The organism is Ralstonia sp. 22086 (assembly GCF_052045975.1).
GTDB classification, from domain to species: Bacteria; Pseudomonadota; Gammaproteobacteria; order Burkholderiales; family Burkholderiaceae; genus Ralstonia; species Ralstonia wenshanensis.
Genome location: NZ_JBQEPZ010000001.1, coordinates 1476296 through 1498555, shown reverse-complemented (window position 1 = coordinate 1498555; position 22260 = coordinate 1476296). Strand labels below are relative to the sequence as shown.

Below are 22260 nucleotides of genomic sequence, written 5' to 3'. Positions count from 1 at the left end.
CCCTCCCTCCCCAGCGGCACGCCATGAATGCCCCACTTCTGATCGACGCCAAACTCACGGCGCAGGACGCTGCGCCCCGGCTGCGCGAGATTCCCTACAACTACACCTCGTTCTCGGATCGGGAAATCGTCATCCGTCTGCTGGGCGAGTCTGCGTGGCAAATCCTGGACGAACTGCGCGCCGAGCGTCGCACCGGCCGATCGGCACGCATGCTGTACGAAGTGTTGGGCGACGTTTGGGTGGTGCGCCGCAACCCCTATCTGCAGGACGACCTGCTCGACAACCCGAAGCGCCGGCAGATGCTGATCGACGCACTCAATCACCGCTTGGCGGAGATCGAGAAGCGCCGCGTGGCCGACCACGATTCGCACCACGACCCCGTGGGCGACGAGCGTGCCAGCAAGGTCGAGCAACTGGTCGTGCATGCACGCCGCGCCGTCAAGGCATTCCAGGAAGAATTCGCCCAGGTGTACGACCTGCGCCGTCGCGCACAGAAGGTGCTCGGCCGCGTCACCGCGAAGGACAACATCAAGTTCGACGGCCTGTCGCGCGTGTCGCATGTGACCGACGCCACCGACTGGCGGGTCGAATATCCGTTCGTGGTGCTCACGCCCGATACGGAAGAAGAGATTGCCGGGATCGTCAAGGGCTGCTTCGAGCTGGGTCTGACCATCATCCCGCGCGGAGGCGGCACCGGCTACACCGGCGGCGCCGTGCCGCTCACACCGTTCTCGGCCGTCATCAATACGGAAAAGCTGGAGCGGCTGGATGCGGTCGAGATGACGGACCTGCCGGGCGTCGACCATCCCGTGGCGACCATCTACTCGGGCGCCGGCGTGGTCACGCGTCGCGTGGCAGATGCGGCTGACAAGGCTGGCCTCGTCTTCGCCGTGGACCCGACTTCGATCGACGCGTCGTGCATTGGCGGCAACGTCGCCATGAACGCGGGCGGCAAGAAGGCCGTGCTGTGGGGCACCGCGCTGGACAACCTCGCCTGGTGGCGCATGGTTGACCCGGATGGCAACTGGCTCGAAGTCCAGCGCCTCAATCACAACCTCGGCAAGATTCACGACGCGCCGGTCGTCACGTTCGAGCTGAAGTGGTTCGACGGCAACGCGCCGGTCGGCGCCAAGCTGCTGCGCACCGAAACGCTCACCATCGAAGGCCGCAAGTTCCGCAAGGAAGGGCTCGGCAAGGACGTCACCGACAAGTTCCTGGCCGGCCTGCCCGGCGTGCAGAAGGAAGGCTGCGACGGCATCATCACGAGCGCGCGCTGGATCCTGCATCGCATGCCCAAGTCGATCCGCACCGTGTGCCTGGAGTTCTTCGGCCAGGCGCGCGACGCGATCCCGAGCATCGTCGAGATCAAGGACTACCTCGACGCCGAGACCAAGAAGCCCGGCGGCGCAATCCTCGCCGGTCTGGAGCACCTGGACGAGCGCTACCTGCGCGCGGTCGGCTACGCCACCAAGAGCAAGCGCAACGCGTTTCCGAAGATGGTGCTGATCGGCGACATTGTTGGCGACGACGATGATGCCGTGGCGCGCGCCACCTCGGAAGTGATCCGTCTAGCGAACGGCAAGAGCGGCGAGGGATTCGTGGCCGTGAGCCCCGAAGCACGCAAGAAGTTTTGGCTCGACCGCTCGCGCACGGCCGCGATTGCGAAGCACACCAACGCCTTCAAGATCAACGAAGACGTGGTGATCCCGCTCAATCGCATGGGCGAGTACACCGACGGCATCGAGCGCATCAACATCGAGCTGTCGATCAAGAGCAAGCTCAAGCTGACCGACGCGCTGCTGGATTTCTTCGCTGGAAGCAACCTGCCGCTCGGCCGCACCGACGACGCCAACGAAATCCCCAGCGCAGAACTGCTGGAAGACCGCGTGCAACAGGCGCAGCAACTGCTGCGTGCCACGCGCGCACGTTGGCAATACCTGCTGGACCATCTCGACACGCCGGTCACCACGGCGCGCGCAAGCCTCATCGGCCTTGGCCTGGGCTACCTTGCGCAGACCATCGACGACCGTCTGGTGAATCAGCCCGACGCTAACCTGTTCCACCTGCTGCAGGATCGGACGATCCGCGTGTCGTGGAAGGCGGAGATTCGCGCAGAGCTGCGCAAGATCTTCAACGGCGGCGAGTTCAAGCCGATCCTCGACGAAGCCCAGGCGATCCACAAGAAGGTGCTGCGCGGCCGCGTGTTCGTGGCGCTGCACATGCATGCCGGCGACGGCAACGTGCACACCAACATCCCCGTCAACTCGGATGACTACGACATGCTGCAGGACGCCCACAAGGCGGTGGCCCGCATCATGACGCTCGCGCGTTCGCTGGACGGCGTGATCTCGGGCGAGCACGGCATCGGCATCACCAAGCTGGAATTCCTCACCGACGACGAGATCGCCGACTTCGCTGCCTACAAGCGCCGCGTCGATCCGAACGGCCGCTTCAACAAGGGCAAGCTGCTGCGCGACATCAACGACCCGCAAGGCCTGGCCGCTGATCTGCGCAACGCCTATACGCCGTCGTTCGGCCTGATGGGGCATGAGTCGATCATCATGCAGCAGAGCGACATCGGCGCCATCTCGGAGTCGATCAAGGACTGCCTGCGCTGCGGCAAGTGCAAGCCGGTGTGCGCCACGCACGTGCCGCGCGCCAACCTGCTGTACAGCCCGCGCAACAAGATTCTTGCCACCTCGCTGCTCATCGAGGCCTTCCTGTACGAAGAGCAGACGCGCCGCGGCGTGTCGGTCAAGCACTGGGAAGAATTTGCCGACGTGGGCGACCACTGCACGGTCTGCCACAAGTGCGTGACGCCGTGCCCGGTCAAGATCGACTTCGGTGATGTGTCGATGAACATGCGCAACCTGCTGCGCAAGATGGGGCAGAAGAAGTTCAACCCCGGTACCGCAGCGGCGATGTTCTACCTGAACGCGACCAACCCCGAGACGATCAACCTCACGCGAAAGGTGATGTTCGACTGGGGCTACAAGGCGCAGCGTCTGGGCAACGACATCCTGAAGAAATTCGCGAAGAAGCAGACCGCCCGTCCGCCCGCTACGGTCGGTAAGCCGCCGGTGCGCGAGCAGGTGATTCACTTCATCAACAAGAAGATGCCGGGCAACCTGCCCAAGAAGACGGCGCGTGCCTTGCTGGACATCGAGGACAACGAGATCGTCCCGATCATCCGCAACCCGAAGGCGACCACGCCGGACAGCGAGGCGGTCTTCTACTTCCCGGGCTGCGGCTCGGAGCGCCTCTTCTCGCAGGTGGGTCTGGCCACGCAGGCAATGCTGTGGCACGCCGGCGTGCAAACGGTGCTGCCGCCGGGCTACCTGTGCTGCGGTTATCCGCAGCGGGGCACCGGCCAGTTCGACAAGGCCGAGAAGATCGTCACCGATAACCGCGTGCTGTTCCACCGCGTGGCCAACACGCTCAACTACCTCGACATCAAGACGGTAGTGGTGAGCTGTGGCACCTGCTACGACCAGCTGGCCGGGTATGAATTCGACAAGATCTTCCCGGGTTGCCGAATCATCGACATTCACGAATACCTGCTGGAGAAGGGCGTGAAGATCGACGGTGTGCAGGGCACGCGGTACATGTATCACGACCCCTGCCACACCCCGATCAAGACCATGGACCCGACCAAGCTGGTCAACCAGCTGATGGGCGGCAACATCGGCGCCGACGGCCAGACCCGCGCGATCGAGAAGAACGACCGCTGCTGCGGCGAGTCGGGCACGCTGGCGATTTCGCGCCCCGACATTTCCACGCAAGTCCGCTTCCGCAAGGAAGAGGAGATGCAGAAGGGCGCCGACAAGCTGCGCAGCCTTGGCCAGACCAACGGCCAGGGCGAGGCGTTCAACGGCGACGTGAAGATCCTCACGAGCTGCCCGGCGTGTCTGCAGGGTCTGTCGCGCTACACCGAAGATGTCTCGGTGCAGGCCGACTACATCGTGGTCGAGATGGCGCGTCATGTGCTCGGCGAAACCTGGCTGCAGGACTACGTTGCGCAGGCCAACGCCGGCGGCATCGAGCGCGTGCTGGTGTGACGACGATCGAGCGGACGCCAGGCTGCGCGCTGTGCGAGGCGGATGGCGGCGAGCCCGTCTGGCGTAATGCCAAGGCGCGCGTGGTGCTGGTCGAGCACGCGCGCTTTCCGGGCTTCTGCCGGGTCATCTGGAACGACCATGTGGCCGAGCAGACCGATTTGTCCGATGCCGATCGCCACTGGCTGATGGAAGTCGTCGCCCGGGTCGAGCGCGTGCTGCGCGCCGACCTGGCGCCGGACAAGATCAACCTCGCCAGCTTCGGAAACTTCGTGCCGCATCTGCATTGGCACGTCATTCCGCGCTATCGGTGGGATACACATTTTCCGGAAGCCGTGTGGGGCCCCGATCAGCGCGCGCCCGATACCGCGCGCATGGCCGAGATCACGGCCAAGCTGCCGGCGCTGTCGTACGCGCTGCAAGCGGCGCTGGCCGACGCTTGAGCCCGTCGGCGATAGCGTCGGGTAACGCCTGGTAACGCATCGCCACGTCGTGCGCGGAACCCCTGTGGCGCGCACAACGTCTGACTCTCTTTCTGTTGCGCCAACGCCCTCGCCATGACGACTCCGCGCACCGCCGCCACGCCCGATTCCCACAAGGATTCCATCTCCGAACTGACCGTCCATCATGGGCGGCTCAATCTCTCGGAGACCTGGCAACTGATTCGTCCGTACTGGTTTTCGGATGATCGCCACAAGGCGTGGGGTCTGCTTGCCCTGGTGATCGGTCTGAACCTGTTCCTGGTCTACATGAACGTGCTGTTCACCGATTGGAACCGGCTTTTCTACAATGCGCTCGAGCAGAAGAACTACGGCGAGTTCTGGGCGCAGCTGCTGCGTTTCTCATGGATTGCCGCGCTGCTGATCATTGGCTCGATCATGCGGCTGTACTACTCGATGATGTTGCAGATGCGCTGGCGGACGTGGATTACCGGCAGCTTCCTCGACGACTGGCTCGGCAAGCAGGCGTTCTACCGCCTCGAGCAGACGCGTAGCGCCGACAACCCCGACCAGCGGATTGCCGACGACCTGCGCACCTTCACCGATGCAACGCTCACCTTGGCGCTGGGGTTCCTGAATTCGGCTGTGACGCTGGTGTCGTTCTTCGGCATCCTGTGGGCGGTGTCGGGGCCGCTGGCGTTCAGCCTGGGTGGCCACGACTTCGTGATTCCCGGCTACATGGTGTGGTTTGCGCTGCTGTACTCGATCGTGGGCTCGGTCATCATCCATTTCGTGGGGCGGCCGCTGATTGGGCTGTCATTCCAGCAGGAACGTTACGAGGCGTACTTCCGTTTCCTGCTCGTGCGCGTGCGCGAGAACAGCGAGAGCATTGCCCTGTACCGCGGTGAGCCGACCGAGAAAGCCATCCTGAGCGGCCGCTTCGAACGCATCCGCACCAACTGGAATCAGTTGATGGACTACACGCGGCGCCTGACTTTCGCCAGTTCCGGCTATGCGCAGTTCGCCATCATCTTTCCGTTTCTGGTGTCGGCGCCACGCTACTTTGGCGGCACACTCACGCTGGGCGGGATGATGCAGGTCGCCACCGCGTTCGGGCAGGTACAGGACGCGATGTCGTGGTTTGTCACGAACTACCGCACGCTGGTCACCTGGAAAGCGTCCACTAACCGCCTGATCGAATTCCAGCGCGCCATCCGCGCCGCCGAGCGCGAAGAAGAGCACCGCGCCGGCGTGCGCGACGTCGAGGTCGAAACAGCGGCCGTACCCGCTATCGAAGCCCGCGGTCTCGCGCTGAACCTCCCGAACCGCAAGCCCGAAGATTTGCTGGTCGAGCCATTCGACATGACGCTCGCACGTGGTGAGCGCGTACTCGTCAATGGCCCGTCGGGCTGCGGCAAAAGTACGCTGGTCCGCGCCGTGGCGGGTATCTGGCCGTATGGCAGCGGCCGCATCGAGGTGCCGGACGATGCCCGCGTCCTGTTCCTGCCGCAGCGCAGCTATCTGCCGTCCGGGACGCTGGCCGATGCGCTTTCGTATCCGGATCTGGCCACCCAGTACACCGCTGAGCGTCTGACCCAGGTGTTGAACGCGTGCCGGTTGCCGGCACTGACCGACCTGTTGGACGAGGTGAGCAACTGGAGCCTGCGCCTGTCCCCCGGCGAGCAGCAGCGCCTGGCTTTTGCGCGGGCGTTGCTGCAGCGCCCCGATTACCTTTTCCTCGACGAGGCCACCAGCGCACTCGACGAAGACACCGAGGCGTTCATGTACAGCCTGATGCTCGAATCGATGCCTGATGTGACCATCGTCAGCGTGGCACACCGCAGCACGGTGGCACGATTCCACCATCGCCGCCTGCGCTACATCCCCGAGGGCGATCCGTTGACTGCGGTAAGCTATCGGGTGGTGGAAGAGCCTGCGCACATGGCACTGGCAGCTTCCTGAAACACAGTTTTTTGACTCGACGAGACGTTTTTCATGGCCGGACTTTCCGCCGACACCCCGCACCCGACCGGCATCACCGTGCATACGCAATCACGCGTGCTGGAGATCGCCTTTGCCGATGGCAAGCAGTTCAGCCTGCCGTTCGAATACCTGCGCGTGCTGTCGCCGTCGGCCGAAGTGCAGGGGCACGGGCCCGGCCAGGAAGTGCTGCAGACCGGCAAGCGCGAGGTGGGCATCGTCGGCGTCGAGCCGGTGGGCAATTACGCGATCCGGCCGCTGTTCTCCGACGGCCACGATTCGGGCATCTTCGATTGGGCTTACCTGTACCGCCTCGGCATCGAGCACGACATGCTGTGGCAGGCCTATCTCGATCGCCTGGCCGCTGCCGGCGTCGACCGTGACGCCCCGATGGCCGAGAACGCCGGTCACGCCTGCGGCCACAGCCACTGATTTCCGATTCACTTCGCAGCGCCTGCGCGCTGCATCCGTATCCCTTTCTGTCATGAGCCAAACCCACTTCGGATTCCAGCAGGTCGAAGAGCAGGAGAAGGCCGGCAAGGTTGCCGGCGTGTTCCATTCCGTCGCGAGCAAGTACGACGTGATGAACGACCTGATGTCCGGCGGCCTGCACCGCGTGTGGAAGATGTTCACCATCGCCCAGGCAGCGGTGCGCCCGGGCTACAAGGTGCTCGATATTGCCGGGGGCACAGGTGATCTGGCCAAGGCTTTTGCGCGCCAAGCCGGCCCCACCGGCGAGGTGTGGCTGACCGATATCAACGAGTCGATGCTGCGCGTCGGCCGTGACCGCCTGCTCGACGCCGGCGTGCTGACGCCCACTGCGCTGTGCGACGCCGAGCACATTCCCTTTCCGAATGCTTACTTCGATGTGGTGACAGTGGCTTTCGGCTTGCGCAACATGACGCACAAGGATCGCGCGCTCGCTGAAATGCGCCGCGTGGTGAAGCCAGGGGGCAAGGTCATGGTGCTCGAGTTCTCCAAGGTGTGGCAGCCGCTGGAGAAGGCCTACGACCTGTACTCGTTCAAGGTGCTGCCGTGGTTGGGCAGCAAAGTGGCGGGCGACCCCGAGAGCTACCGCTACCTGGCCGAGTCCATCCGCATGCACCCGGATCAGGAAACGCTCAAGCAGATGATGGAACAGGCCGGATTGGACTCGGTCGAATACTTCAATCTGACAGCGGGGGTCGTGGCGCTGCACGTCGGCCGTCGCCTCTAAGTGTTTCCGTCGTTCCACCAGATGGGCGATGTAGCGCGCTGCGGCGATATGCCACGATCCTTCACATTGAATTTCGGCATTGACGTCTTCATCTAACGGCGTCACTGCCATTGGAGAGAAGACAGCGATGAGTTTGCACTGGGGTGGAAAATTGATGGCGGGCGCGCTGGTCGCGACGCTCGCACTGGGCACGGCAATCGACGCCAACGCTAAGCGCATGGGCGGCAGCCGCAGCATCGGCAAGCAGTCGTCCACCGTGACGCAACGCCAACAGACGCCGCCGGCCACAACGCCGTCGCCGACACAGCAGGCCACACCCGCCGCGCAACCCTCGCCGGCTGCACCGGCTCCGACGGCGCCGGCCGCAAAGCCCGGACGTAACTGGGGCGGCATGCTGGGTGGCTTGGCAGCCGGTCTGGGTATCGGTTATCTGCTGTCGAAGTTCGGTCTGGGCGCGGGCCTTGCCTCGTTGTTGTCGAACCTGATCCTGATCGCGCTCGTCGCGTTCGTGGTGATGTGGATCATCCGCAAGGTGCGCGGCAGCCGTCCGCAAGGTCCGGCCTACGCCACGGGTGGCCCGTCGCTGGGCGGCGACCGTGAGCCGTACGTGCCGCAACCTGCCGCACCGGCCCCGCAGGCTTCCGCACCGGCGGCCGCATCGCTCAACACCGGCAATACGTCGGGCCTGGGCGCTGGCGCGGCAACCGCTGCGCAGTCGTGGAACCTGGGTGGTCCGGCGGCTTCCAGCGCGCAGGCCCTCAACGCGCAGCCTGCTGCGGCCGCACCGCAGCAGCCGTGGGGCGTGCCGGCAGATTTCGACACGCAAGCCTTCCTGCGCAACGCCAAGGTCTACTTCATCCGCCTGCAGGCGGCTTGGGATGCCGGCAATCTCAATGACATCCGCGAGTTCACCACGCCGGAGATGTTTGCCGAGATCAAGATGGACCTGGCTGACCGCGGCACGTCGCCCAACAAGACCGACGTGGTCTCGGTCGAAGCCGAAATGCTGGGCATCGAAACGCAAGCCCCCGAGTACCTCGCGAGCGTGCGCTTCTCGGGCATGATCCGCGAAGAAGCCAATGCGCCGGCGCAGCCGTTTGCCGAGGTATGGAACCTGACCAAGCCGACGCAGGGTGCGGGTGGCTGGGTGTTGGCGGGTATCCAGCAGCTGCAGTGATGCTGTAACAACTTGAAGCGCCGCAAAACGGCCGTTTCAACATTCCCCGTAAAATAGGGCCCGACCATCTGGTTCGGGCCTTTTTTGTTGCCCCCGCCAGCCCGCTTCTTGCTGCTTTCTTGCTGTTTTTGCGCACCATCACCGCATGTCTTCGACAGCCACTTCGTCTCCGTTTCCGCTTGTGCTGATGCAGCCGCTGCTGCTCGCGCTCAACCATCTGCTGCGCCAGGAGCCCTGGGCGCAGGAGACACTGCGCCCGTTCGCGGGCCGCGTGGCGCGCTTTAACCTGGCGCCCATGTCGATGACCTTGCAGGTGGATGCCACCGGCTTGGTGACCGCTCCCGACCCTGATGTTGAACCGGCCGTGACGGTTGTCGTACCGCTCGCGGCCGCTGCGGGCGATTACGCCACGGGCGGGCAGGCCGCCGTGCTCAAGCACGTGCGCATCGACGGCGAGGCCGAATTTGCCAACGTGCTGTCCACGCTGCTGCGCAATCTGCGCTGGGATGCGGCGGAAGATCTCTCGCGCGTGTTTGGCGATGTGATCGCGCAGCGTATGGTGAGCGGCGCGCAGGCCGCCCGCACCGAGGCCACGCGCGTCAGCCGTTCGCTGGCGGAATCGGTGGCGTCGTACCTGACCGATGAGCAACCGACGCTCGTGCGCCATGCGCGCCTCGCGCAGTTCGCCGCCGACGTGGCGGCACTGCGTGATGCCGAAGCGCGTCTGGTCAAGCGGCTGGAGCGGCTCGAAAAGCTCCCGCGACCTGCTGCCCGGACCGCTCGTCAGGGTGAATCGGCATGACGCGCTTCTTCCGGCTGGGCAAGATTGTTTTCGTCATCCTGTATTACGGGCTGGATCAGCTCGCGTTGTCGGGCTTCAAGAGCCGCCGCATTCGCGCGCTCGTCTGGCTGCTGACGCTGGGTCGCAAGCCCAAGCTCCCGCGCGGTGAGCGCCTGCGCCTGGCGCTTGAACAGCTCGGCCCCATCTTCGTGAAGTTCGGGCAGGTGCTGTCGACGCGGCGCGATCTGCTACCGCCCGACGTGGCCGACGAGCTGGCCAAGCTGCAGGATCGCGTGCCGCCGTTCGACCCGAAGGTTGCGGCAGCCATCGTGGAGAAATCGCTCGGCAAGCCGCTGTCGGCGCTGTTCCATCGTTTCGATCATCACCCGGTGGCGAGCGCGTCGATCGCGCAGGTGCATTTCGCCACGCTGCGCGGCGGCCCGGACGACGGCCGCGAGGTGGCGGTCAAGGTGCTGCGCCCGGGCATGCTGCCCGTGATCGACAGCGACCTCGCGCTCATGCGGGACTTGGCGACCTGGATGGAAAAACTGTGGGCCGATGCCAAGCGCCTGAAGCCGCGCGAGGTGGTCGCCGAGTTTGACAAATACCTGCACGACGAGCTTGACCTGATGCGCGAGGCGGCCAACGCCAGCCAGTTGCGCCGCAATTTTGCCAAGTCCGACCTGTTGCTGGTGCCGGAGGTCTTCTGGGATTGGTGCACGTCTGAAGTGTTCGTGATGGAGCGCATGCACGGTATGCGAATCTCGCACACCGAAGAGCTGCGCGCCGCCGGCGTCGACATGCACAAGCTCGCGCGCGACGGCGTGGAGATTTTCTTCACACAGGTCTTCCGTGACGGCTTTTTCCATGCCGACATGCACCCCGGCAACATCCTGGTGAGCGTGGCGCCCGAGACGCTGGGCCGCTATATCGCGCTGGATTTCGGTATCGTCGGGGCGCTGTCGGAGTTCGACAAGAACTACCTCGCGCAGAACTTCCTGGCATTTTTCCAGCGCGATTACCACCGCGTGGCCGTGCTGCACATCGAGTCCGGCTGGGCGCCGGAAGAGACGCGCGTGGAAGAACTCGAAGGGGCCATCCGCGCATGCTGCGAGCCGTATTTCGATCGGCCGCTGGGTGAAATTTCGCTGGGTCTGGTGCTGATGCGGCTGTTCCAGACCTCGCGCCGCTTCAACGTGGAAGTGCAGCCGCAGCTCGTGCTGCTGCAGAAGACCCTGCTCAACGTCGAGGGCCTTGGCCGCCAGCTCGATCCGGATCTGGACCTGTGGAAGACGGCCAAGCCATTCCTCGAACGCTGGATGCACGAGCAGATCGGCTGGCGCGGCTTTGTCGAGCGCCTGAAGGTGGAGGCGCCGCAGTGGGCCAACAAGCTGCCCGACTTCCCGCGGCTGGTGTACCAGATTCTGGATCGCCGCTCCCGCGAGGATGGCAACGCGCAGACCGCGGCGCTCACAGCGCTGCTTGCCGAGCACAAGCGCACGAACCGGCTGTTGTCCGCAGCCTTGCTGTTCGTCGGCGGCTTCGCGGTCGGCATCATTGCGACGCACGTGCTGGCCTGGATGGGCCGTTACTGAACCGCTGTCAACTTTCGAGCGCCATGGCCCAACCGCCCGTCTTCCAGTCTCGTGACGCCGCCGATCCCGCTTTCTGGGACGAACGCTTCAGCCGCGAGCACACGCCCTGGGACGCCGCCGGTGTGCCCGCCGCGTTCCGGCAATTCTGCGAAGCGCAGCCCGCGCCGCTTTCCACGCTGATTCCCGGTTGCGGCAACGCCTACGAAGCCGGCTGGCTGGCCGAGCGCGGCTGGCCGGTCACGGCCATCGACTTTGCGCCGAGTGCCGTGGCATCAGCCAAGACCGTGCTGGGTTCGCACGCCGACGTGGTCGAGTTGGCGGACTTCTTCCGCTTTTCGCCGCCTCGTCCGGTGCAATGGATCTACGAACGCGCTTTCCTGTGCGCCATGCCGCGTCGTCTGTGGCCAGATTACGCCGCGCAGGTGGCAAAACTGCTCCCGCCTGGCGGGTTGCTGGCCGGCTTCTTTGCCGTGGTGGAAGGCCGAGAGGCGGCGCCCAAGGGGCCGCCGTTCGAGACCACGCAACCCGAGCTGGATGCGCTGTTGTCGCCGGCGTTCGAGCGCATCAGCGATATGCCCATCGCCGAGGCCGATTCCATTCCGGTGTTTGCCGGGCGTGAGCGCTGGCAAGTCTGGCGCCGCCGCGCCGATTGATGCGTTTTCCCGGTCAGTGTTGGTGCAAAGCAACATGGGCCGTGGTCAACAAAAAGCCTGCCGACGCCCGTTGCGGGCGGGTGCCTGGAAATCGGGCAAACGGGGCGGCGTTCGTGGTCGCGCCGATGCCCCGGCACCCGGTCCCATCGCTATAATCCGGCCACTTTGCCCGCGCCCAGGGGCCCAAAACCTGGCCGCCATGGGGTTTTCCAGCTTCTTTCCGCGCTGCCATGCTGATCTGGTTTGTCATTATTTACTGGGTAATTTCGGTCGGTATCGGCCTATGGGCTGCACTGCGGGTGCGCAATACCGCCGACTTCGCCGTGGCTGGCCGCAGCCTGCCGTTCTACGTCGTGACGGCAACGGTGTTCGCCACGTGGTTTGGCTCCGAGGCGGTGCTCGGGATTCCCGCAGAATTTCTCAAGGATGGCCTGCACGGTGTGGTGGCCGATCCGTTTGGCTCGTCGCTGTGCCTGATCTTGGTGGGTTTGTTCTTCGCCAAGCCGCTGTACCGGATGAACCTGCTCACCATTGGTGACTTCTATCGCAACCGCTTTGGCCGCGTGGCCGAAACGCTGACCACCTTGTGCATCGTCGTGTCGTACCTGGGCTGGGTGGCGGCGCAGATCAAGGCGCTGGGCCTGGTGTTCTACACCGTGTCTGACGGCGCGGTCTCGCAAGACCTCGGGATGATGATTGGCGCGGGCAGCGTGCTCGTCTACACGCTGTTCGGCGGCATGTGGTCGGTGGCGGTGACGGATTTCATCCAGATGATCATCATCGTGATCGGCATGCTGTACATCGGCTGGGAGGTGTCGGGGCAGGCTGGTGGCGTGGGCACGGTGGTGGCGCACGCGGCGGCTTCGGGCAAGTTCTCGTTTTGGCCGGCGTTCAACCCGATCGAGGTCATCGGCTTCGTGACGGCGTGGATCACCATGATGCTCGGCTCGATCCCGCAGCAGGACGTGTTCCAGCGGGTGACATCGTCGCGCACCGAGCGCATCGCCGGCACGGCGTCGGTGCTGGGCGGCGTGCTGTACTTCATGTTTGCGTTCGTGCCGATGTTCCTGGCGTATTCCGCCACGCTCATTGACCCGGAGATGGTCGCAAAGTACATCGACACCGATTCGCAGATGATTTTGCCGAACCTGGTGCTGCAGCATGCGCCGATCTTCGCGCAGGTGATGTTCTTCGGCGCGCTGCTCTCAGCCATCAAGAGCTGCGCGAGTGCGACGCTGCTGGCGCCGTCCGTGACGTTTGCCGAAAACGTGCTGCGCCCGCTGTTGCCCAACATGGACGACAAGCGCTTTTTGCGCGTGATGCAGGCGGTGGTGCTGACCTTCACGGTGCTGGTGACGTTGTTCGCGCTGAACTCGCATCTGTCAATCTTCCACATGGTCGAAAGTGCTTACAAGGTAACGCTCGTGGCTGCTTTCGTACCGCTGGCCTTCGGTCTGTTCTGGAAGCGTGCGACCAAGCAGGGCGGTCTGCTGGCCATCATCCTGGGCCTCGCGGCATGGATCTGGTGCGAAGTGTTCCTGCCCGATGCGATGCTTCCGCCACAATTGGTTGGCCTCCTGGCCAGCTTTGGGGCGATGGTCCTGGGCTCGCTCGGACCGCAGTGGATCGCGAACCGCGCGCCGACCACCAAGGCGGCCACGCAGGCCTGAGCGCCTTGCTGCAGGCGTGCGCGGTGTGCCACTTTGTCGCGCATCGCCATCGCCCGATCCGAATCTACGGTCGGGAATTCCCGCAAAAGGGTTTATAATTCAAGGCTTTGCGCGCCAGCACTTGTATGGCGCGCAGTTGCCCCAATCTTTCGCAAGCCCGTGCGTATTTCCCGCACTGCGTTCGCGGTCTGGGCGGGCAATCCAATCGCTTACTTGTCATTTGTTTGTTCCAGGGTGAGGACACCATGCCGATCTATGCTTATCGATGCGACGCCTGCGGCCACGCCAAAGATGTGCTGCAGAAGATGAGCGACGCGCCGCTGACGGATTGCCCCGCATGCGGCGCGCCGGCGTTCAAGAAGCAGCTCACTGCTGCCGGCTTCCAGCTCAAGGGCTCGGGCTGGTATGTGACGGACTTCCGCGGCGGTTCGGGCGGTGCATCGGCTGCGGCGCCCGCGACCGGTACGGCGGCCAAGGCGGATGCCGCTGCGCCCGCCGCCGCACCGGCCGCGTCGTCGGACAGCGCGTCGTCCAGTGCGAGCACGCCGGCTGCGTCCGGTGGTTGCGGCACGTCGTGCGCCTGCCACTGATCGCATCGCTCACCTTTCGGTCCATCGCTCCATGAAACAGAAAACCAGCGCACTCAAGACATGGTTCCTGACCGGTCTTCTGGTGCTTGTCCCGCTTGCGATCACGCTGTGGGTGCTGTCGCTCATCATCGGCACGATGGACCAGAGCCTGGCGCTGCTGCCGTCGGCATGGCAGCCCGATCAGCTATTTGGCCGGCGCATTCCTGGCGTGGGCGCGATTCTCACGCTGGCGTTCATCCTGATCGTGGGCGTGCTGGCGCACAACTTCATCGGCCAGAAGCTGGTGCTGTGGTGGGAAGCGCTCGTGGGCCGCATTCCCGTGGTCGGCCCGATCTATTCGAGCGTGAAGCAGGTGTCGGACACGCTGCTTTCGTCCAACGGCAATGCGTTCCGCAAGGCCCTGTTGGTGCAATACCCGCGCGAAGGCTCATGGACGATCGCGTTCCTGACTGGCCGCCCCGGCGGTGATGTCGAGAACCACCTGCAGGGCGAGTACGTCAGCGTGTACGTGCCGACTACGCCCAACCCGACATCGGGCTTCTTCCTGATGATGCCCAAGGCTGACACCATCGAGCTGGACATGACGGTGGATGCGGCGCTCAAGTACATCGTGTCGATGGGGGTCGTGGCGCCCGAAGCGCTGCCGCGCCGCATGGACCCGCCCGATGCCTCGCCACAGACGGAGGACCGGTCGCCGGCTCAAGAGCCGCGCGACCCTTCGAATCCGACCGCGCTGCCCGCAGAGGGCGGCGCCATCGCGGCACCCTGAGCCGGCGATACGAACGAAGTCGAATCGACCCCGGCCCCCCGATCAACTTTCACGCGCGACGCTTTCTTGGCGGCGCGCTTCGCGGAAAAACACAACATGCAAATGCGTACTCAATACTGCGGTCAGGTCACCGAACAACTGCTCGGCCAGAGCGTCACGCTGTCGGGCTGGGCCCATCGTCGTCGTGACCACGGCGGCGTGATCTTCATCGACCTGCGCGACCGTGAAGGCCTGGTGCAGGTCGTGTGCGACCCGGACCGCCCGGAGATGTTCAAGGTCGCCGAAGGTGTGCGCAATGAGTTCTGCCTGCAGGTGAAGGGCGTCGTGCGCGCCCGCCCGGAAGGCACCACCAACGCCAACCTGACCAGCGGCAAGGTCGAAGTGCTGTGCCACGAGCTGACGGTGCTCAACGCTTCCGTCACGCCCCCGTTCCAACTGGACGACGACAACCTGTCCGAAACCACGCGCCTGACGCACCGCGTGCTGGACCTGCGTCGCCCGCAGATGCAGTACAACCTGCGCCTGCGCTACAAGGTCGCGATGGAAGTGCGCAAGTACCTGGACGACAAGGGCTTCATCGACATCGAAACGCCGATGCTGACCAAGAGCACGCCGGAAGGCGCGCGCGACTACCTCGTGCCCTCGCGCGTGAACGCCGGCCAGTTCTTCGCGCTGCCGCAATCGCCGCAGCTCTTCAAGCAGATGCTGATGGTGTCGGGCTTTGACCGCTATTACCAGATCACCAAGTGCTTCCGCGACGAAGACCTGCGCGCTGACCGCCAGCCCGAATTCACCCAGATCGACTGCGAAACGTCGTTCCTGACCGAGCAGGAAATCCGCGACCTGTTTGAAGAGATGATCCGCACGGTGTTCAAGAACACCATGTCGGTCGAGCTGGACGCCAAGTTCCCGGTGATGGAGTTCCGCGAGGCGATGGCCCGCTTCGGTTCGGACAAGCCGGACCTGCGCGTCAAGTTGGAATTCACCGAACTGACCGACGCCATGAAGGACGTCGACTTCAAGGTGTTCTCGGGCCCGGCCAACGCCGAAGGCGGCCGTGTCGTGGCACTGCGCGTACCGGGCGGTGCTTCCCTGTCGCGTGGCGATATCGACGCCTACACCAAGTTCGTCGAAATCTACGGCGCCAAGGGCCTGGCCTGGATCAAGGTCAACGAAGTGGCCAAGGGCCGTGACGGCCTGCAATCGCCGATCGTGAAGAACCTGCACGACGCGGCGATCGCCGAGATCCTCAAGCGCAGCGGCGCACAGGATGGCGACATCCTGTTCTTCGGTGCTGACCGCGCGAAGGTCGTCAACGACGCGATGGGTGCGCTGCGCCTGAAGGTAGGCCATTCGGACTTCGCCAAGAGCAACGGGCTGTTCGAAGACGCCTGGAAGCCGCTGTGGGTGATCGACTTCCCGATGTTCGAGTACGACGAGGATGACGCGCGCTGGGTTGCCATGCACCACCCGTTCACGAGCCCGAAGGACGAGCACCTGGAATACCTGGAAACCGATCCGGGCAAGTGCATCGCCAAGGCGTACGACATGGTGCTCAACGGCTGGGAAATCGGCGGCGGCTCGGTGCGGATCTATCGCGAAGAAGTGCAGAGCAAGGTGTTCCGCGCGCTGAAGATCAACGATGAAGAAGCGCGTGCCAAGTTCGGCTTCCTGCTGGACGCACTGCAGTACGGTGCGCCTCCGCACGGCGGTATCGCGTTTGGTCTCGACCGCGTCGTCACGATGATGGCCGGCGCGGACTCGATCCGCGACGTGATCGCCTTCCCGAAGACGCAGCGTGCGCAGGATCTGCTCACGCAGGCCCCGAGCCCGGTCGACGAAAAGCAATTGCGCGAATTGCACATCCGCCTGCGCGCCGCCGAGGCCAAGGTGGCTGCACCGACGGCCGCAACGAGTGCCTAAGCGCCCGCGCTGACGCTCCACAACGAACCGCGCCGCCTGACAAGGGCGGCGCGGTTTGTTTTTGGGCGCCTGCCAGGCAACGCGCAGCAATCGGGAACATTGCGTGCTAAACCGAATCTTTCGTTTCTGTCACGTTGGGTGACAACGAAGGAGGAGTGTTTAGATGGACTACATCGACTTTGCGCGCACATGGGTCGTCGCCCACGCGGAGTTCCTGCTCACCTGGCTGATCGCCGCGCTGGTGGTGATGCTGCTGGCCTGGATCGAAATCCGCCGCGCCACCCGGCGCGCCGCCGTGGCGATGGCCGAGGCTGTGGCCACCACGGTTGCGGCCTGCGTGCCAGAGATCGCGGCAGCGGCGCAGAGCGCACATCCCGGCGTACCTGTATCGGCGACGTCTCCGGGTCTGGCGGAGGCGATGCGCGCGCTGGGTCACCTTGCGGCAGAGCGGATGCGGTGGCTGCACGCGGTCGCCAACCTGCGTCTGCCCGAAACGGCGTTGCCTCCCGCCGCACCAAGCATGCCGGTGCATCCCCTTGTCTACGACACGCCGCGCCCCCTGGCCGAAGCTCACTTGGCGGCAGAACTCCGCTTTGCCGACCACGCGCGTGTTCTGCAGGCCGAACGCCGCGCCCTGCAAGCGCTGGAGACCGCTGAACGTGAGGGCACCAGCGAATTGCATCGCATCGAGCGCGAGACCTCGGCCATCGTTGAACGCTTCGATCAGGCCAACGCTCAATCGGAGCAGACGGATGTGCAGCGCTTCCTCATTCAGAAATTCAACACGCTGGGCAATCGCGAACGCGAGTTGACCGCACAGCTCGCTGCGCTGCGCCAACAAATCGGCGAGCGTACAGAAGCGTTGTGGGCGCAATCACAGCGCGCGGCCGAAGACTATGCTGCGATGCTCGATCCGCTGCTGGCCGCGGCCCGCCGCGAGTTGGGTCACGAAACGGTGGCGGATGAGACGGCGCTGTGGCTCGCCCGCACGCGCACGGGTCAAGGGCCGCTGCGGGCCGCCTGATTGTTGCCACGGCATGGCGGCACGCTGAACGTCACGGTGGCACGCTTCTGGCTGCGGTAAGCTATTGCCTCGCAGCGCGATCGCGCCGCCCATCGAAGCACGCAGCAACCGCACCCATGTCGCACAAGATTCCCGTCTCCGTTCTCGTCGTCATTCACACGCCCGATCTGCATGTGTTGGTGATGGAGCGGGCAGATCGTCCGGGCTTCTGGCAATCCGTGACGGGCAGTTGCGATGCGCTCGACGAACCCCTGTCTGATACCGCCCGCCGCGAGGTGTTCGAAGAAACCGGTATCGACTCGGCCCAGCATCATCTGATCGATTGGGGCCACCACATCGAATACGAGATCTACCCGCATTGGCGGCACCGTTACGCACCGGGCATCACGCGCAACACCGAGCATTGGTTCGGTTTGCTGGTGAGCGGCAAGGTGCCGGTGCGGATGTCCCCACGCGAGCATGTGCAGGCCGAATGGCTGCCCTACCAGGATGCCGCCGCGCGGTGCTTCTCCCGCAGCAACGCCGAGGCCATTTTGCAGTTGCCCGAACGCCTTGCTGCCTATCACGCGCGTCAGGCCGCACTGACAAAGGACCGAGCCTGACATGCTCCGTTTGCGCGTTGCCACCTACAACATCCACAAAGGCGTGACAGGCATCGCGCGGCGCGTGCGCGTGCATGACGTGCGGCAGGGCCTGCATACGATGGACGCCGACATCGTCTTCCTGCAGGAAGTACAGGACCGCAACGACCGCCTGGTTGCCGCCGAGCTGTTCGATCCGAACTACACGCAGCTGCGCTACCTTGCGACCGACGTCTATCCGCACTCGGTCTATGGCCGCAACGCCGTCTACGAGCATGGCCACCACGGCAACGCCATCCTCTCGCGGTTCCCGATCCTGCTGTCGGAAAACCTCGATATCTCCGACCACCGTTTCGAGCAGCGCGGCCTGCTGCACGCCGTGACCGATCTCGGCTTTGGAGAGGTCCATTTGCTGTGCGCTCACTTCGGCCTGTTTGCCCGCAGCCGGTTGCGGCAGGCAGAGGCGCTCGTCGATCGCGTGCGTTCCGTCGTGCCACCGGATGCGCCGCTGGTGGTGGCGGGTGATTTCAACGATTGGAACAACCGGCTCGATCGCATGATCTGCCAGGCGCTGGGTGCGACCGAAGTGGCCGACAAGGCCGCCGATGCGCGCCCGGTGCGCACTTTCCCGAGCCACATGCCCTGGTTGCGGCTGGACCGCATTTACGTGCGCGGGTTTGAGATCGAACGTGCGCATGCGTTGACGGGCCGCGAATGGGCGCAGCGCTCTGATCACGTGCCCCTGCTGGCGGAACTGGCACATTCATGAGGGTCGTTCGCGATGCAGGGCCCCTGCGCTCGGAGTGGCGGCGGGGTAAGCCCCTGCCGGGCAACGACGTCGACCTGCTGTGCGGCGGTGCCGAGTTCTTCCCAGCCTTGATCGAGGCAATCGACGCCGCGCAACGCCGCGTTGCGCTCGAAACCTACATCTACAGCGACGACGCCACCGCCCACAGCGTGACAGAAGCGCTCGCCCGCGCGGCGCGCCGCGGCGTGGATGTCAACCTGACCATCGACGGCTTCGGCACCGGGCTGCTGCCCGACAGCATCGGCGCAATGCTCGAAGCGGCGGGCGTGAGCTTGCGCATCTATCGTCCGGTGCGCGGCTTTCGCCTGCAGCGCCGCTACTTGCGACGGCTGCATCGGAAGATCGTCGTCATCGATGACGACGTGGCGTTCGTGGGCGGCATCAACATCATCGACGACCTGAATCACGCGCCATTTCACGACGCTGCGCTGGGGCCGCGTTACGACTTTGCAGTGCGGGTACGCGGGCCGCTGGTCGCGCAGATTGCGCTGACCGTCGACCGGCTCTGGTGGCAGATGGGCGTACGCGCTGGCATGCGGGAGGTCGGTGTCACAGGCGTCGCCGCCGAGTTTCCGGTGATGACGGATACGCCGCGACCCCGGCATCGCGGAGCATCCGGACGGGAAAGTGAGCGCGCACCGGGCACCGTGTTGGCTTCGCTGGTGCTGCGTGACAACGTCCGTAACCGGCGTGCGATCGAACGCGAGTATCTGCGCGCGCTGGGTGTGGCGCGGCACGAGGTGATCATTGCCAACGCGTACTTCCTGCCGGGCGTGCGTTTCATGCGCGCGCTGGCTGCATGCCGACGGCGCGGTGTGCGCGTGCGGCTGTTGCTGCAGGGGCAGGTCGAATATCGGTTGCAGCACTACGCGACGCGGTCGCTGTATCACATGCTGTTGCGCGACAACGTTGAGATCCACGAATACACGTCCAGCTTCCTGCATGCCAAGGTAGCCGTGGTGGACGATCGATGGGCCACGATCGGCTCCAGCAACATCGACCCGTTCAGCCTGCTGCTGGCACGCGAAGCCAACGTCGTCGCGTGGGATGCGACCGTGGCCAACGAATTGCGCGGCGCACTTGAAGACGCGATCACTCATCACGCACGCCGCGTCCTGGCTGATGAGCACGCCGCGCGCCGCTGGTGGTGGCGCCTGGCAGATTGGTGCGCCTACCGCCTCGTGCGCCTTGGCGTCGTCATCAGCGGGCGCGCAGCGCAGTATTAGCGGTGCAGACACCTGCAAAAACATAACAAGACGGAGGAGACATGCAAGTCATCACAGCCGATGAGGCGGCGCGGTTGGTACAGCCGGAGTGGACGGTCGCATGCGCCGGATTTGTCGGCGCGGGCCATGCAGAAGCCGTCACGCACGCGCTGGAGCGGCGCTTTCTGGCCACCGGCGAGCCGCGCGATCTCACACTGGTCTACTCCGCCGGACAAGGCGATCGTGCCACGCGCGGCGTCAACCACTTCGGCAATCCCGGGATGACGCGCTGTGTGGTCGGCGGGCATTGGCGCTCTGCCACACGACTGGCGGACCTGGCGCTTGCCGAACAATGCGATGCGTTCAACCTGCCCCAGGGCGTGCTCACGCATCTGTACCGCGCCATCGCGGGTGGCAAGCCCGGCGTGCTGACCAAGATGGGTCTGCACACCTTCGTCGACCCACGCACGGAGCTTGACGCGCGCTACCACGGCGGCGCCATCAACGCCCGCGCCAAGGCAGCACGCGCTGCTGGCACAGCCTCGTGGGTTGAGTACGAGCGCTTTCGCGGCGAAGACTATCTCTTCTACCCCAGCTTTCCGCTGCACTGCGTCTTTCTGCGAGGCACGGCCGCCGATCCGCGCGGCAATATCAGCACCCACGAAGAAGCCTTTCACCACGAACTGCTGGCCATGGCGCAGGCCGCACGCAACTCGGGTGGCATCGTCATCGCGCAAGTGCGTCGGCTCGTCGATCGGCACGACAACCTGCAGGCGATCCACGTGCCGGGCATCCTCGTCGATTACGTGGTCGTCGCCGACGATGAAACAGAACACCAGATGACCTTCGGAGAGGCGTTCAACCCGACCTATATCCGCCCCTGGCAAGGTGAGGCGATCCAACTCAAGGAAGACGCCATCGAAGCGAGCGAGGCGCTGGAGACGAGCCAGCACGGCGCGCTCGATGCCCGCACGCTGGTGCAACGCCGTGCCGTGCTGGAACTGATGGCGCAGCAACCGCGCGTCGTGAACCTGGGCGTCGGCATGCCCGCAGCTGTCGGCGCACTGGCTGAACAGGAGGGCGCGCGTGGCTTTACGCTCACCGTGGAGGCCGGCCCAATCGGCGGCACGCCGGCAGATGGCCTCAGCTTCGGCGCCTCGGCCTATCCTGAAGCCGTGGTGGACCAGCCTGCGCAGTTCGACTTCTACGAAGGTGGCGGCATCGATCTCGCCATCCTCGGGCTGGCAGAGTTGGACGGTGCCGGCAACGTCAACGTCAGCCTGTTTGGTGAGGGCGGTGACACCGTCGTCGCAGGTGTCGGCGGCTTCATCAACATCACGCAGAGCGCGCGCTCGGTCGTGTTCATGGGCACGCTCACCGCTGGCGGCCTTCAAGTCGAAGCCGAGGACGGCAAACTGCGCATCGTGCGGGAAGGACGGCTCAAGAAGATCGTGCCCGCCGTCTCGCATCTGACCTTCAACGGTGAATATGCGGCGCAATCAGGCATTCCCGTGCGCTACGTGACCGAACGCGCCGTCTTCGAGATGCGCGACGATGGCCACGGCACACGGCGCCTTACACTGACCGAAATCGCTCCCGGCATCGATCTGCAGCGCGACGTGTTAAACCAGTGCGCTGCGGAGGTTGCCGTGGCAACTGATCTGCGTGAAATGGACGCTCGCATCTTCCGCCGTGGCGCCATGTGCGCAGGCATCACGCCGGGCTGAATTTCCGCCAGTTTATTTACTGATGAGTAGCACTAGAAAATTCATCAATTATGCTGCGCCGCTCGC

At 64.6% G+C, this 22260-nt stretch carries 18 protein-coding genes; all 18 read left to right on the top strand.

What is annotated here, in order from left to right:
• Window positions 1–23 precede the first annotated feature (23 nt).
• The 18 genes from ACTJK6_RS07005 (at window position 24) to ACTJK6_RS06920 (ending at window position 22194) form a co-directional block, all read left to right on the top strand.
• Window positions 24–4058 carry a DUF3683 domain-containing protein gene (locus ACTJK6_RS07005; RefSeq protein WP_232041924.1) on the top strand — a complete coding sequence of 1345 codons (4035 nt, stop codon included), beginning with the start codon at window positions 24–26 and terminating at the stop codon, window positions 4056–4058.
• Window positions 4055–4498: an HIT family protein gene (locus tag ACTJK6_RS07000; protein WP_440838606.1), complete on the top strand. Its 444-nt coding sequence runs from the start codon at window positions 4055–4057 to the stop codon at window positions 4496–4498. Before ACTJK6_RS07005 ends, ACTJK6_RS07000 begins: the two co-directional genes overlap by 4 nt.
• 114 nt (window positions 4499–4612) lie before the next feature.
• Entirely contained in the window at window positions 4613–6457 is a 1845-nt protein-coding gene (locus ACTJK6_RS06995) for an ABC transporter ATP-binding protein/permease (RefSeq protein ID WP_232041926.1), read from the top strand.
• A gap of 33 nt (window positions 6458–6490) precedes the next feature.
• Window positions 6491–6907 carry a gamma-butyrobetaine hydroxylase-like domain-containing protein gene (locus ACTJK6_RS06990; protein WP_232041927.1) on the top strand — a complete coding sequence of 139 codons (417 nt, stop codon included), beginning with the start codon at window positions 6491–6493 and terminating at the stop codon, window positions 6905–6907.
• 52 nt (window positions 6908–6959) lie between these two features.
• A complete protein-coding gene (gene ubiE / locus ACTJK6_RS06985; RefSeq protein ID WP_232041928.1) occupies window positions 6960–7691 on the top strand; it encodes a bifunctional demethylmenaquinone methyltransferase/2-methoxy-6-polyprenyl-1,4-benzoquinol methylase UbiE in 732 nt (243 codons plus the stop codon).
• A gap of 127 nt (window positions 7692–7818) precedes the next feature.
• Window positions 7819–8868, top strand: coding sequence for a Tim44 domain-containing protein (locus ACTJK6_RS06980; protein ID WP_440838605.1), 1050 nt, complete (start codon window positions 7819–7821; stop codon window positions 8866–8868).
• A 145-nt stretch (window positions 8869–9013) separates the two neighbouring features.
• Window positions 9014–9670, top strand: a complete 657-nt coding sequence (locus tag ACTJK6_RS06975; RefSeq protein WP_316868302.1) for a ubiquinone biosynthesis accessory factor UbiJ — start codon at window positions 9014–9016, stop codon at window positions 9668–9670.
• Complete coding sequence (gene ubiB, locus ACTJK6_RS06970) at window positions 9667–11244, top strand: ubiquinone biosynthesis regulatory protein kinase UbiB (protein ID WP_232041931.1); 1578 nt, start codon at window positions 9667–9669, stop codon at window positions 11242–11244. The genes ACTJK6_RS06975 and ubiB overlap by 4 nt, the downstream gene beginning before the upstream one ends.
• 23 nt (window positions 11245–11267) lie before the next feature.
• Window positions 11268–11897 (top strand): SAM-dependent methyltransferase, encoded by a 630-nt coding sequence (locus ACTJK6_RS06965; RefSeq protein ID WP_440838604.1) that lies wholly within the window; start codon window positions 11268–11270, stop codon window positions 11895–11897.
• Between the two features lie 230 nt (window positions 11898–12127).
• Window positions 12128–13567 carry a sodium:solute symporter family protein gene (locus ACTJK6_RS06960; protein ID WP_232041933.1) on the top strand — a complete coding sequence of 480 codons (1440 nt, stop codon included), beginning with the start codon at window positions 12128–12130 and terminating at the stop codon, window positions 13565–13567.
• 245 nt (window positions 13568–13812) lie between these two features.
• The gene (locus ACTJK6_RS06955) at window positions 13813–14157 is read left to right on the top strand and encodes an FmdB family zinc ribbon protein (RefSeq protein ID WP_232041934.1); all 345 of its coding nucleotides are present in this window, start codon (window positions 13813–13815) and stop codon (window positions 14155–14157) included.
• A 31-nt stretch (window positions 14158–14188) separates the two neighbouring features.
• Complete coding sequence (locus tag ACTJK6_RS06950; RefSeq protein WP_232041935.1) at window positions 14189–14926, top strand: DUF502 domain-containing protein; 738 nt, start codon at window positions 14189–14191, stop codon at window positions 14924–14926.
• Between the two features lie 96 nt (window positions 14927–15022).
• Window positions 15023–16849: an aspartate--tRNA ligase gene (aspS, locus tag ACTJK6_RS06945; protein WP_440838603.1), complete on the top strand. Its 1827-nt coding sequence runs from the start codon at window positions 15023–15025 to the stop codon at window positions 16847–16849.
• Window positions 16850–17012: 163 nt separating this feature from the next.
• Entirely contained in the window at window positions 17013–17873 is an 861-nt protein-coding gene (locus tag ACTJK6_RS06940) for a hypothetical protein (RefSeq protein ID WP_232041937.1), read from the top strand.
• 116 nt (window positions 17874–17989) lie between these two features.
• A complete protein-coding gene (nudB, locus tag ACTJK6_RS06935; RefSeq protein ID WP_433866271.1) occupies window positions 17990–18475 on the top strand; it encodes a dihydroneopterin triphosphate diphosphatase in 486 nt (161 codons plus the stop codon).
• A 1-nt stretch (window position 18476) separates the two neighbouring features.
• Window positions 18477–19223, top strand: coding sequence for an endonuclease/exonuclease/phosphatase family protein (locus ACTJK6_RS06930; protein WP_252691761.1), 747 nt, complete (start codon window positions 18477–18479; stop codon window positions 19221–19223).
• Window positions 19220–20488: a cardiolipin synthase ClsB gene (gene clsB / locus ACTJK6_RS06925; protein ID WP_260803079.1), complete on the top strand. Its 1269-nt coding sequence runs from the start codon at window positions 19220–19222 to the stop codon at window positions 20486–20488. Before ACTJK6_RS06930 ends, clsB begins: the two co-directional genes overlap by 4 nt.
• A gap of 41 nt (window positions 20489–20529) precedes the next feature.
• Window positions 20530–22194, top strand: coding sequence for an acyl CoA:acetate/3-ketoacid CoA transferase (locus ACTJK6_RS06920; RefSeq protein ID WP_232041941.1), 1665 nt, complete (start codon window positions 20530–20532; stop codon window positions 22192–22194).
• Window positions 22195–22260 lie beyond the last annotated feature (66 nt).